The following is an 11451-nucleotide window of genomic DNA, read 5'->3' on the forward strand; positions in this document are numbered from 1 at the left end:
TCTGCTGTGCCTTATTTTTACTATCCTTAGTTTAGTTATGGATATTATAGAGACAAAATGTTTTTATAATACTTTTGCGTATAGTATTATTGAAGTTGTGCTTTGGGGGGGGCGAATGCAAAGGTGGGTAGTGTTGTTCATGGCTGGAGTGTTGTTTTTGAGTAGTTTTGCTTTTGCTGGAGAATTTCAAGAAGTCAAGAACTTGCAAGTTCAGATCGAGAAGTGTGAAAGCTGCTCTTGTCAGAATTTCGATGTAGATAAAGCATTGGGTGAAGTGAATGCAAAAATTGAAAACTTGACTAAAGTGATTAACCAAAAAGAAGCAAAATTACAGAAGCTTTATGCTGAACTCAACAGAACTAAAAGCGTTGAAACCCTTGAAAAAAATCGTCAAGCTTGAGGACGAGGTTCAGTTTTTAAAGAGTGATTTGGAATTTTATAAACGTCAGAGGTTAAGCTTGAAGTTAATCAAGAAGTACACTCGTAAAACTTCCTACGGATTGGAAGTGCTGTACTATAAGCTTCCTAGGGAGGATGAGTTAGTCAGAGAGTATGTTGAGAAGGTTCATCCTGTCAGAAATGATATTGACTTGGACTGGTTTATTGCTTATTATAGACAAGCTGGTGAGCTGACTTTTGATAAGTATATAGAGGCTGATATGAAGCTTAGGGAGATTCTTAAAGGTATAAAATCCGGCAATACTACAATCGAAGATGCGGTAAAGCTTATTCAGCATAGGAAAGACATTTGGGACAGAATTTATGCTTACTTGAAGGAGAGGGATAAACTGCAAACACTCAAAAACCTTAAAGAACTTGGAAAAAAACAAACAATTATGAAAATAATGGGAATAGAACCTTTATCACTTGATGTAGGTATAAACAAAGGCTGGGGATGTCCACTACGCTATTGCTTTGGAGAATCAAGTCCCCTACTGCCATCTCAAGCATACCTCTACGAGTTTCAGAAAGCGGCTGTGTGGGTCGGTATGTATACATCTTCAACTCCCAATATGAATTATTTCTATGATGAGTATTGTACATATGATTTCACATCAACGTCCAATATACACGAATATTGGGACAAGGCAATAGAATTAACCTATGATCCAATTTTGGGAGGATCTCCTGTCCATTCTATCCAAGTCAAGTGGTTTTTCAGTGCGTATGATAGTGCTGGTGTAAAACACGATATAATTTGGCAGTTTGAATGTGATGCTACTCACTGCTGGTTAACAACTGGAAGGGCAGATCTTCCAGATCCTAATTTGGTCCCTTGGGGAACTTATGAATTGGATGTGTTTGAAAACTATTTAAATTGCTGTAGAAGCTGTTTGATTGGATGCCAGTGCCACTGGTGTAACACTCATTGTGGAGGATGTTTTGCATGTGATCCCAGCAAAGCACAAAACTTTGTACATGAAGATAAGCCGAACAGAACAATATGGCCATAGGTGAGATATCATGAAAAATTTGAAAACACAAAGAATATTTTTTGGTTTTTTCTTTCTCTTATTGTTACTCGGTTCAGTTTATATTTTAAGTGAGAGAAGCAAATGCGAATGGGAATATAGTGGATCTTTGATTGGTGTTTGGAGTGGAAAAGCTGCAATCCTTAAGGATAATGCCCTGTTAATCCTTAACATAACAAATGGAAAAGTTATCAAAGAATTTTCAGATGCAAAAAGGGCATTTCTTGTAAGAGATACGCTCTCAATAATAAATGCTTCTGAGGCTTTGAATATTAATCTGAGTGATTTTACAATTACCAAGCTTGATGTGCCTGAAGATGTTGATTCAGCTGAATTGGTGTTTGCCATCAACTTGGGAAATCTTCTGCTTTATTCTACTCGTCATTCCGTTAGAGGGAAGTACAATTTTGAAGTTATTGAGTATTATGTTTGTACTAAAGGCTGTCTACTGTATTCTTTAAAAGCTCCTCCTGATTCGTACCCACTGATTTATACATTTCCAGAAGGGTATATCTTAACGTTTGAGACCGATGATGCCTTTACTAATGGTTCTGCGGTAGTTCTCAACAAAAACGGAGAGTTCATATGGAACATAACTACAAGATATGCAATCAGCGACTTTGAGTATTCCAACAATACGCTGTTCTTTTCAACTGGTGGCACAGAACCTGGAGGAACACTCATAGCTGGCGGTGACATTTATGCGTTTTCTCTCAATGGTTCTCTCAAGTGGCATATTAACCTTAGGAACTATGAAGGAAAGTTCTATGATTGGGGTATTGCCGGAATGAAAGCTCATGATGGTTATTTGTATGTTATTGGATACACCGGTAGAATATACATTATTGATTTTAAAGGAAAACTCAAGAAGATTGTGGCTTCACCAGTTTACAAAAGGCTGAAGACTCCATCTTTAATCAAAGAGATCACGGTGGCAAAGAATGATTTGATAGCCTTCACATATCTTGACATAAAAACATCTGGCTTATTCCGAGAATCTAAAGGCATTTGTGTTTATGATTTCAAGAATTTTAAATGTTGGAAAACAAAAGAACCTATATCTAGAATCTTAGTCTGGAATGAATGGGTAATTGGAGAGGGAATTAACGAAATTTGTACATTTAAGATAGGTGTGAACCAATGAGACGATTTGGAGTTTTGCTAATATTGATCTTGGCTTTTTACTTTCTTCCTAAAGACTTAATAATAGAGTCAAAAGACGCATCGAGTCATAGTTTTGAGGACTATAACGCTCTTCTTAAACAGTGCCAGTTTGAAGTGAAAGTTAATTCCTACCGGTATCATCTTGCCCGCTATGTGAGTTTCACTATAGTGGAGGGCAATGAAATTCTGGCTAACTATACATTGGAGGGTGTTACTGGTGAGTATCTTTGTCTTCCAGACGGAATCCTGCTGTACGCTTATTATCCGGGTGATCCTGTTGGGGATACTTCGATGTTGTTTTTGGACTACAACCTTACTACTGTATGGGAGAGAAAATTTAGGGGGATGACTTTGCCTCAATACTACGAAAATGACACGGTTTTCTTCATTAAGCATGGGAGTTATGAGCAAGGAGTTAAATCCTGTGTCTATGTGGTAAATGCTACTGCTGGAGGGGTTCTCACTGAAATATGTCCCAGCATTCCGGGAGGATTCGTAATATCCAAGGTCAAAATTATTGGGGATAAACTTTATTTTGCAGCGACATATGTTGAGACAAAATTTTTATGGGTTAGAACCAATGGAGACTTGTATCTTGTCGAAGAAGGCAAGGTTAGAAAAGCCCGTGTTGCAAGCATTGATGGCAGTGCCCTTGGCGCAGGCTTCTGGGTTGATGCGAATGATAAATACGTTGCTGTTGCCTATTTCCTTGCGAATGAAGAGGGAAAGCAGAAAAATGGGCTTTGTATCTTCACAAGCAAGCATTTGATCAAGATAGCATGCAAAGAGCTCGACAAGACCCCGGATTCTGTGCAGCTTGAAGATAAAACTGTTTACATAAGGTTTAGAGACGGGAGCGTTAGGGCATACAGAATAATTGCCCCTTAAAATAAGTGTTTTTTCACATCAAAAAGGCAGTTAGGATGAATTGCTCCAAACCCTAAATATTCAAACTTCTGTAAACCTGCCTCTCAACTTCTTCAGGGACTTCTGGTTTGCTGATCTTTTTTAAGGCTTTTTCTTTGCTGATCAGTCCATATCTGACAAGTGCCGCTATCCTTCTCGTTTCAAAACTGTAGCCGTGCTTTTCGTAGTACCTCTTAAGTGCGGGCCCAAGAATCAGGCAGTTGGTGGTGTATCCGGCAAGTTCTGGGAGCTCAAAGGGGAGATTTTTGAGTACCGCAAACCTTTCTTCCTCGCTCATGAGACTCAAAAGCCGGATTTGCACAACTCCATCGCTCATCAGCCTGTAGGGGTGGTGTCCAAAAGGTAATTCATGCCCAGTTATTATGTATTTGATGCCCTTTTTTAAGGCATATTTTCTGAGCTTCTCCATTGTTCTTGAGGAGCACTTCTTGCAGGGAGATTTGCCTTTGAGAAGGGCATCCCTAAATATATCAGAATAATCGTAGCGGAGAATAGTTAAGGGAACGTTGAGGTATTCGGCTATTCTCTCTGCATTCTCTATCGCTTCCTTCGCTATAAAGCCATGATCTATCATCACAGCCTCCACATCTACTCTGTATTTTTCCCTTGCAAGGTATAATGCAACGGTGCTGTCCTTTCCTCCCGAGAAAGCCACTATGGCTTTATTTACTTTGCCCATAAGCTCCTCAAGCTCTGCCCTTATCTTCTCTCTATCCGGCTTGTGGGCTAAATAATTGATGCACTCTTTGCAGAGAGGCTTTCCATCAACGATTTTAATCTTCGCTGTCCTCTCATCATTTATGCAGAGGGAGCACTTCAGCATTTCACTCACCGAAGTATTTGACATAGAGCTCCCTTGCCCTCTCCTCTGTAACTCCTTTTACCAATACTTTTCCACTCTTAAAGACGATTATTTCTGTTTCCTCATCTAAGAACCTGATGTACTCTTTCTTTAGCTCATAGGGGATGTTTAAGCGTTCTAACTTTGAGGCCAGCTCTCTTAGATTTACTCCCTTCTCAAGGCTGAGTCTTATTGATCCGTCACAGGTTTCTTCGAGCTCGACCCTCTTTCTCTTCACTATCGGCGCGACATCTCTTCCTATGCGCCTTGCGCTGAAAAGTGTTAAAGCATCCATGGTCTTGTAAATTGCAAGCTGACAGCCGCTTATCCTAACGTCTATGTATTTTTTGGCTTCCATTGCTGCCTTGAGGTATTCCCTTATGCTCTCCGCTCTCTCAAAGTCCAAACCCGCTCTTTTAAGTCTCTCTTCGTTAAGCTTGTGTATCGTTAGGGGCTGGAGCATCATTTCATCTATGCCAAGGGAAGCGGCAAGCTCCGCTATCTTTGGAATATCTTCGTCGTTTATCCCGGGCATGAAGATGGTTCTAACTATGGAGCGCACGCTTTTGTCTTTCCCCACGATCTTAAGAGCATTCACAACGTTTTCGAAGGTGTCGGCATTGGTTATCATTTTGTGCTTTTCTCGTGAAGCGGCGTCGAGGCTTATCATCACTAGATCAAAGTCAAGCTTCTGCCAGAGCTCTTCAGTTAATAGTGATCCATTCGTCTGCAGGTCTAATCTTGCATTGGGAAATTTCTCCCTCAAAAGCCTGTTTACCTCGACTATTCTTGGACTCATGAGGGGTTCCCCGTATTGGGAGACGGTGATTGCATACGGGTTTTCCCATCCGTAGTAGCCTGGTTTTGGAGCCCTTCCCAACTTTAGGGCAACGTTGGAGTAGCAGAATATGCAGTCGTGATTGCATGCAGGTGTTAACTCATAAGATGGATGGTGAACGGGATTCTCTATACTTAAATCTAGCCCCTGGCAGCCCTGACAGTGAGTTGGTGGAACTAAATCGCTCACAAACTTTTTTAAGAGTCTCGCCTCTTTATTTTCCAAAATCTTTGGCTCTACGCCCATTTTTCTCGCAAATTCTTCCCAGCTGTATTTCATTCTCTCACCGAAAGAGGGTTTGGGAAAGCATTAAAAAACTTGACGCTTTTGGGCTTGTGGTGATCTGATGAGGATAACTGTAAAAAGGAAGGCTTTCCTTGAGGAGATCCCAAAGGTGGTAGAAGAGTTGATTAAAGAATATGGGAGCTTGTTGAAAAGCGTGACCATTGAGGAAGACGAGAAGGGCTGCTATACTATTTGGGCTACCTATGAAAGCCTTATTTCTTGAAGACCTTTATGTCCAAAACTACATGCCAAACTCCTGGAGCGTAGCGTTTGATTATTCTGCTCTCCAAAAGCTCGCTTTCGTAGCCGTGTTCTCTGGCTATTTTTTGAAAAGTCTCAAAGGGCTCCCTCGGCATCAACTTTTCTGGAACAGTATTGTGGTAATGAATTACTGCTTCATCTTTCGCTATTTCTAAAGCTTTCGGGATGAATTCATGGGTTTTAACAACATAACCCATCAAAATCCTGTCTGCTATGTTTTCGCCTTTGAATTCCCTGTTGTCTATGTTATAGGCTGTCATCCTGTCTTGGACTTTGTTGAGCTCGATGTTTTCGACCAAGAACTTAAAGGTATAGGGGCTCTTTTCGATCGCTATCACTCTAGCTTTGCAGTGCTTTGCTATCGGCAGGCTTAAGTGGCCTATTCCTGCGAACATATCCACCACAAGCTCATTCGGTTTTGCTATGCTTGCCATTCTGACTCTCTCTTTAACGTTTGCAGGGGAGAACATTACCTTCGAAGCATCAAACTTGTATAGGATGCCGTTCTCTTTGTGGATTGTTATGGGGTCGTTTCCGTAGATTATCTCGTAGTTTGTCTCTCTAAACTCTCCGCCAATTCTTCCTTTCCTGAGGACTGTTTTTACACCTAGAACCTCAGCATAGACCTTTGCAATCTCGTACTTATATGGAAGGAGCTCTTCCCTTAGAGGAAGTATTAGAACATCCCCTAACTGAACCCAGTGCTTTGGGAGAAGATTAACTAACTCTGAAGGGAGCTTTTTGCTTAATATTTCCCTTATACGGGGTTTTATAAGTTGAGTCTTTCTGGCCATCAAAGGAAATTTGCCGGGTGGTTTATATCGTTTTCCTCGAGTTAATTGGTGGTAGCGATTAACTTCTTGAACTTGGATGTTTTTTGGTCATTTCGGCAAAAAACGATAGAAAAAGCTTAAAAAGGATTATTCCCCAGAATTATCTGAGAACCTCACCGGAGGTAGAGTTTGACAATGGATGATGAATCCTCGAGTAGTTTTTGGTTGAGTAAGATATTAAAATCCAAAAAGAAGGAAGGCATCATTGAACAGAAAATAACGGAAGATGCCTATAGGGACTTGAAGGCTCTTCTAATGAGGGCCAAGCCAGATATAATCGGGGATAAGATAATTCTCAAGCTACCAAACGGAACTGTAGAACTCACAAGGGACAAGCTGAGGATAGTTGCCGATAAAAAGGAGCACGCTGAGAAAATACTCAGGAACCTCCACCACTATTCAATGCCTCCCGGTTTGTGGCCCGCTTATGGCCTCAGCTACTCAATAAAGAAGGGGTCTCTTCTAAAAAGCAGAAGTTAATCTTTTCTTTTTACCTCAAATATTTTAAACCTTCAGAAGTATTCTTAGTTAGCGGATGATGGGCCTTGCCCAGTCTGAGTTAATGATGACGTCGGTATTAGCTGACGCTTTAAACACCTTTTGGAGGAGCGGGGATGAGTGAGCTACTTGAGTTTTATGCAAGCGAAGCGATGACGTGCCCCAGAAGGGTTTACTTTCGTCTCAAGGGGTATAAGGAAAAGTGGCCTGAATTCGTAAAAGTGAGGCTTGAGCAGGGAGTTAATACCCACAACGTTCTTGGAGAGATACTCAAAAAGAGGTTTGGGTTCGAGCTTGAGAAACACATAGTGCTAAAATCTCCCCGTCTAGGCCTTGAAATCCACGGGAGAATAGATGCATTCAGGCGGTTTCCAATAGAAATAAAAGGAAAAACTTCCCTTCCAAGGCTTCCCTATGACTACCATTTGGCCCAGCTGAACGTTTATCTAAGGTGGGCAGAAAGTGAATACGGCTATTTGTATTATGTTAAGCTGCATGAGGAGCCGAAAAAGGTTCTGAAGGATGTAGACTTTTCTAGGTTCCCTATAGTAAGGGGCAAGAACTTTAAGGCATTTGAAGTGCCCTACGACGAAAAGCTTTTCAAAGAGACCGTAAAACAGTTCTATCTGATAAAAAAACATTATGAAAAAGATGTTCCCCCAGAGGGGTGGAAGGACTATACCTGCAGATTCTGTCCTTATTACTATATTTGTTTTGGAAATGGATTCACTCCTTAAGCTTCCACTTGAGGTCGTTTTCTATGACTGCCTCTATGAGGTTCCGATTGTAGAGCTCTGCAACAATTGCCCTTATTGGGACTTGATTCAAAGCGAGTATCTGGGGGGTTATTTTTGCTCCGAATTCCTTTGCGAGTGCATAGCTGAGTTCGCTTACACTTTTTGGCTCTCTCAATAGCTCGAGAATCCTTCTTTCTCCTTCCTCTGCTCTTTGAAGATTAAGTTCAAGCAGTTTTAGGGCGTCTTCCCCCTTTACAGCCCTTCCATGGGAAGGAATGAGCAGAATGCCTTCCTCTGCGTAGCTCATTAATTTCCTTATAGACTCCTTGAAAAGTTCTGGCTCAATTAAATAAGGCAAGCCTACTGACTGAATAACCCTCTCACCAAAAAAGCTATCTCCGGCATATAAAACACCGTTTTCCTCGTCTAGGAAGCCCGTCATTCCTGGCGAGTGTCCGGGAAGTTCTATTGTTTTTAGTCCAAATAGCACATCGCCCCATTCAAAAATTCCGTGGACTTTGACTTCTTGCGGAAACTGATAAACCAAAAACCCTTTTGGTGCCTTTGAGCCAAAGGTTAAGAGCTCCCTGTTGAGTGGACTCTCGGCTATAGAAAATTCATATCTGTGAATGAATAAGGGCTTTCCAAGCTTCGGTGCGATGGCTATGTGGTCGGCATGTCCATGAGTGGAGAGCATGTAATCAATCTCAAGGTTTATTTTCCTCAGTTCTCGTCTGAGTTCTTTATGCCTTTTGCTCCCATTTCCCGGATCAATAATAACCACGTTTTCCTCAACTTTTACCATTGTTGAAGGGCTTCCAGGGTAGAGATAGAGGTTTTCTCCAAGTTTCTCGAGGGCCATAAAATCACCTCAGCTTTTCCAGCTCATCAACGAGCTCTTTAAAGTATGAGTAAAATTCACTTTTCTTCAAATAACCCAAAGCTTCCCAAAACTCTTCCAGACCTTTTGACCCAGTTTTTTCATATTCCAATGCTTGAAGAAGCATTTCAAGCTTGTCAGCAAATTTAACAAGCCTCCCCTCTGGGCTTTTTTCCTCTTCGTACTCCTGAAAAAGCTTGAAGTATTCCACCTTTTCAGCGCCGAGGATATCTACCATGGCCTTTCTCTCGGCTTTCTTTTTATCCACATACTTCTGTGCTTCAAAGGGCAAATCAGTGATCCTCGCCTCGGCAAGGTCGTGGAGGATGGCTATCTTCAGTGCTTTCTCGACGTTTATCTTTACCCCTTTTTTTCTCAGTTCGTCTCCTAAGAATAGAGTTATAAAAGCCACCCTAAAGGCATGCTCCGCAACGCTCTCTGGATTTTGAACTCCTCTAAGCAACCACCCCATTCTGGGGAGCTTTTTTAACTTTCCAGCCTCTATAAAAAGGGTCAGCATTCCTATTCCTCCGTCACGTAGAGGACTCTTTCTGTTTCAATGGCTTTAGCTATTATCCCGTCTCCCACGAATCTTCCGTAAACTTTAACGGTCTCTCCTTTACCTACGTTGGGAGTTCCGGAGAACTCTATTTTTAAGCCGGAAATGTGGAAAGTTGCTCTATAACTTGGCAGTTCCATGGGGAGGAATTCTATCTTTGGCTTGTCCTCTACAATTCCCTCTATTACTACATTTTTTCCCCTGAAATTGCCATTTTTGAGCTCGTCAATCGTAAGGATGTAATAATAGTTGTGACCGAACTTGGTTCTCTTCACTCCCATCACCCTTATAACTTAACTATCGTGAAAATAGTTTGGGTGGGAGAGATGATAAAGGTTGCGATTATAGGTGCTGAAAACGTTGGCAAGTCAACGCTTATGAATGCTCTCTTGGGCAGGAAGATATCCGAAACACAGCCTATCCCTGGCACCACAAAAGGCACAATTAGAAGAATCTTTGGAACCGTTAAGATTCCTAAAACAATGAAGAACCCCCTTGGGGGCGCCGATGAGCTGGTTTTAATTGATACGGCTGGACTGTATGATCCACAACATGAGCTCAGGGGAAAGGTTCTAAGCGAGGAGAAGTTCAAGGAGCTCCTGAACGAAATTGCCTCGGCAGATATAGTTATTCACATGATAGATGCCCAATATGGCCTTCACAGAGGAATGGAAAAGCTTCATCATCTGCTGAAGTTTAGGTACGATAAGCCAATAATAGTAGTTGTCAATAAAATAGATCTTGTGCCTAGAGAAAAAGCCAAGGAGCTTAAGGAACTCATCAAAAAGAGACTTGAGCAAGAACCAATAATGCTGTCGCTGGTTACCTATGAAGGATTTAACGAACTTTTAGAAAAGCTGGCGTATTACGCTCAGTACGCCAGGAAGTCTTGATTAGCTTTAAAATTCCTCTAATGCTCAGCATTTCATCCAACAGGGCGTATTCATTTGCAAGTTCTTCTGCAAGTTCTCTGGGGAGGCCGTTTTTAATCAGTGTTTTCTTAAACTTTCTTTTTCCTTTCTTGATAGCTCTTTTCATCCCTGCCAGCTGCCACAGTGTTTTCGGAATTATCATGAGCAGTCGAAGGAAGGAAAAAAAGAGCGAAAACATCAGAGCTCCTCCTCAAACTCCTCCTCTATCTCTATCTTCTTTTTCTTCCCGATGTTCCCAAGGTCTTTAAGGCTTTCGAGTTTGCCCATCCTCTCTTTCATAAACGCCGCAACGAGAGTCTTTATGATGTTCATGCTTTCCATGTACTCTTTCGTAAGTTCGAAAGCTTTATCTGGATCCATTCCGGCTCCTACAAGCTCTTTGTAAAAGTTTGCAACGTTTTTACCGAACTTTTCTGCCTTCTCTGGATCATAAACGTCGTTTAGGAGATCCTTTATAGGTCCAAAAATTGAGTCCATGATCTTTGGTAAGTGCTCTGAAACAGTTCCGAGCACCTGTTGAAGTTCCTTAATGTCTTCCTCATCTCCTTTGCCCTTCTGGTAGGCTTTGAGCATTTCTTCAAGCATTTCGATTTTCTTTTCTATCAGCTTTACATCTTCCTCGCTCTTAGCTTCTCTGAGTTCCTTCGTGAGATCCCTAATAGTCTGTTCAATGAATTTCTTTGCTCCTGTTTCGCTTTCCATGGCTTCTTCAATTTTTTTCTTTATCTCTTCACCAAATTTTTCATCAAATTCCATATCAATCACCTCAATAATTATTTTGTTTGGTCAAACTTAATTGGGATTCCGATCAAATCAAACCACTTATTGAGCACTTCCTTTCTGAGTGCATATGCTTTTCCCTTCTCACCATCAACCTCTTCAACAACGTTAAGGTCAATTAAGTGGTGTATTTTTTCTCTGACGGTATTTCGTGAAGCTTTACCCCTTCTTCTTTTTAGCTCTTGAGTAATCTGGCTTATGTTTGCACTTCTCAAATCAAAGAGAATCTTTACAATTTCTCTTGCTATGGGATCATGCCTTATCTCCGGCACGACCACGTCTATTCCTAACCCACCATATTGGGCATAGATGTTAATCAGACGGAGATAATTTTCTGCTAGCCTTGAAACTATTTCAAAGCTTGTCATTAGTTCATTTAGGGCTTTTCTTAAAGTTTTGACCTCCTCTGAGAGCTTCTTGACATCCTGATCTTCTGTCATCTTC

16 protein-coding genes and 1 pseudogene are annotated in these 11451 nt (G+C 41.3%); 8 read left to right on the forward strand and 9 right to left on the reverse strand.

What is annotated here, in order from left to right:
- Positions 1-139 precede the first annotated feature (139 nt).
- The 4 genes from ACZ5NL_RS07995 to ACZ5NL_RS08010 are packed head-to-tail and all read left to right on the forward strand — an operon-like array spanning position 140 to position 3524.
- The gene (locus ACZ5NL_RS07995; RefSeq protein WP_464841768.1) at positions 140-400 is read left to right on the forward strand and encodes a hypothetical protein; all 261 of its coding nucleotides are present in this window, start codon (positions 140-142) and stop codon (positions 398-400) included.
- On the forward strand, positions 369-1454 hold the full coding sequence (locus ACZ5NL_RS08000) for a GAS domain-containing protein (protein ID WP_464841769.1): 1086 nt from the start codon (positions 369-371) through the stop codon (positions 1452-1454). The genes ACZ5NL_RS07995 and ACZ5NL_RS08000 overlap by 32 nt, the downstream gene beginning before the upstream one ends.
- Before the next feature lie 10 nt (positions 1455-1464).
- Entirely contained in the window at positions 1465-2616 is a 1152-nt protein-coding gene (locus tag ACZ5NL_RS08005; RefSeq protein WP_464841770.1) for a hypothetical protein, read from the forward strand.
- A complete protein-coding gene (locus tag ACZ5NL_RS08010; RefSeq protein WP_464841771.1) occupies positions 2613-3524 on the forward strand; it encodes a hypothetical protein in 912 nt (303 codons plus the stop codon). The genes ACZ5NL_RS08005 and ACZ5NL_RS08010 overlap by 4 nt, the downstream gene beginning before the upstream one ends.
- A gap of 52 nt (positions 3525-3576) precedes the next feature.
- On the opposite strand, the gene ACZ5NL_RS08015 is transcribed toward ACZ5NL_RS08010, so the two are convergent.
- Together ACZ5NL_RS08015 and ACZ5NL_RS08020 are read right to left on the reverse strand one after the other, a co-directional pair.
- Complete coding sequence (locus tag ACZ5NL_RS08015) at positions 3577-4386, reverse strand: 7-cyano-7-deazaguanine synthase (protein WP_464841772.1); 810 nt, start codon at positions 4384-4386, stop codon at positions 3577-3579.
- Between the two features lie 238 nt (positions 4387-4624).
- A pseudogene (locus ACZ5NL_RS08020) lies at positions 4625-5521 on the reverse strand (radical SAM protein); the annotation flags it as partial.
- A 67-nt stretch (positions 5522-5588) separates the two neighbouring features.
- Between ACZ5NL_RS08020 and ACZ5NL_RS08025 the strand changes: the two are divergent.
- A complete protein-coding gene (locus tag ACZ5NL_RS08025; RefSeq protein WP_464841773.1) occupies positions 5589-5750 on the forward strand; it encodes a hypothetical protein in 162 nt (53 codons plus the stop codon).
- Here ACZ5NL_RS08025 and taw2 read toward each other — a convergent pair.
- Positions 5740-6582 carry a tRNA(Phe) (4-demethylwyosine(37)-C(7)) aminocarboxypropyltransferase Taw2 gene (gene taw2 / locus ACZ5NL_RS08030; RefSeq protein ID WP_464841774.1) on the reverse strand — a complete coding sequence of 281 codons (843 nt, stop codon included), beginning with the start codon at positions 6580-6582 and terminating at the stop codon, positions 5740-5742. The two genes, ACZ5NL_RS08025 and taw2, sit on opposite strands and share 11 nt — an antisense overlap.
- 174 nt (positions 6583-6756) lie before the next feature.
- Here taw2 and ACZ5NL_RS08035 point away from each other — a divergent pair, with 174 nt between their 5' ends.
- Together ACZ5NL_RS08035 and cas4 are read left to right on the forward strand one after the other, a co-directional pair.
- The gene (locus tag ACZ5NL_RS08035) at positions 6757-7101 is read left to right on the forward strand and encodes a hypothetical protein (protein ID WP_464841775.1); all 345 of its coding nucleotides are present in this window, start codon (positions 6757-6759) and stop codon (positions 7099-7101) included.
- Positions 7102-7235: 134 nt separating this feature from the next.
- Positions 7236-7856, forward strand: a complete 621-nt coding sequence (cas4, locus tag ACZ5NL_RS08040) for a CRISPR-associated protein Cas4 (RefSeq protein ID WP_464841776.1) — start codon at positions 7236-7238, stop codon at positions 7854-7856.
- Here the strand turns inward: cas4 and ACZ5NL_RS08045 are convergent.
- Genes ACZ5NL_RS08045 through ACZ5NL_RS08055 form a run of 3 tightly spaced genes read right to left on the reverse strand, consistent with a single transcriptional unit; the run spans position 7846 to position 9570 of the window.
- Positions 7846-8718: an MBL fold metallo-hydrolase gene (locus ACZ5NL_RS08045; RefSeq protein WP_464841777.1), complete on the reverse strand. Its 873-nt coding sequence runs from the start codon at positions 8716-8718 to the stop codon at positions 7846-7848. The two genes, cas4 and ACZ5NL_RS08045, sit on opposite strands and share 11 nt — an antisense overlap.
- Before the next feature lie 4 nt (positions 8719-8722).
- Positions 8723-9256: an HD domain-containing protein gene (locus ACZ5NL_RS08050; protein ID WP_464841778.1), complete on the reverse strand. Its 534-nt coding sequence runs from the start codon at positions 9254-9256 to the stop codon at positions 8723-8725.
- Positions 9257-9258: 2 nt separating this feature from the next.
- Positions 9259-9570 (reverse strand): hypothetical protein, encoded by a 312-nt coding sequence (locus tag ACZ5NL_RS08055; RefSeq protein ID WP_004069498.1) that lies wholly within the window; start codon positions 9568-9570, stop codon positions 9259-9261.
- Positions 9571-9621: 51 nt separating this feature from the next.
- Between ACZ5NL_RS08055 and ACZ5NL_RS08060 the strand changes: the two genes are divergently transcribed.
- Positions 9622-10188 carry an Era-like GTP-binding protein gene (locus ACZ5NL_RS08060; protein WP_464841779.1) on the forward strand — a complete coding sequence of 189 codons (567 nt, stop codon included), beginning with the start codon at positions 9622-9624 and terminating at the stop codon, positions 10186-10188.
- Here the strand turns inward: ACZ5NL_RS08060 and ACZ5NL_RS08065 are convergent.
- From ACZ5NL_RS08065 to ACZ5NL_RS08075, 3 genes are read right to left on the reverse strand one after another with little or no spacing between them, the layout of a single operon-like run.
- Entirely contained in the window at positions 10133-10405 is a 273-nt protein-coding gene (locus ACZ5NL_RS08065; protein ID WP_464841781.1) for a hypothetical protein, read from the reverse strand. The genes ACZ5NL_RS08060 and ACZ5NL_RS08065 overlap by 56 nt on opposite strands.
- The gene (locus tag ACZ5NL_RS08070; RefSeq protein WP_464841783.1) at positions 10405-10983 is read right to left on the reverse strand and encodes a hypothetical protein; all 579 of its coding nucleotides are present in this window, start codon (positions 10981-10983) and stop codon (positions 10405-10407) included. Before ACZ5NL_RS08070 ends, ACZ5NL_RS08065 begins: the two co-directional genes overlap by 1 nt.
- 17 nt (positions 10984-11000) lie before the next feature.
- Positions 11001-11447 carry an ArsR family transcriptional regulator gene (locus tag ACZ5NL_RS08075; RefSeq protein WP_464843411.1) on the reverse strand — a complete coding sequence of 149 codons (447 nt, stop codon included), beginning with the start codon at positions 11445-11447 and terminating at the stop codon, positions 11001-11003.
- Positions 11448-11451 lie beyond the last annotated feature (4 nt).

Source organism: Thermococcus aegaeus, from assembly GCF_055393685.1.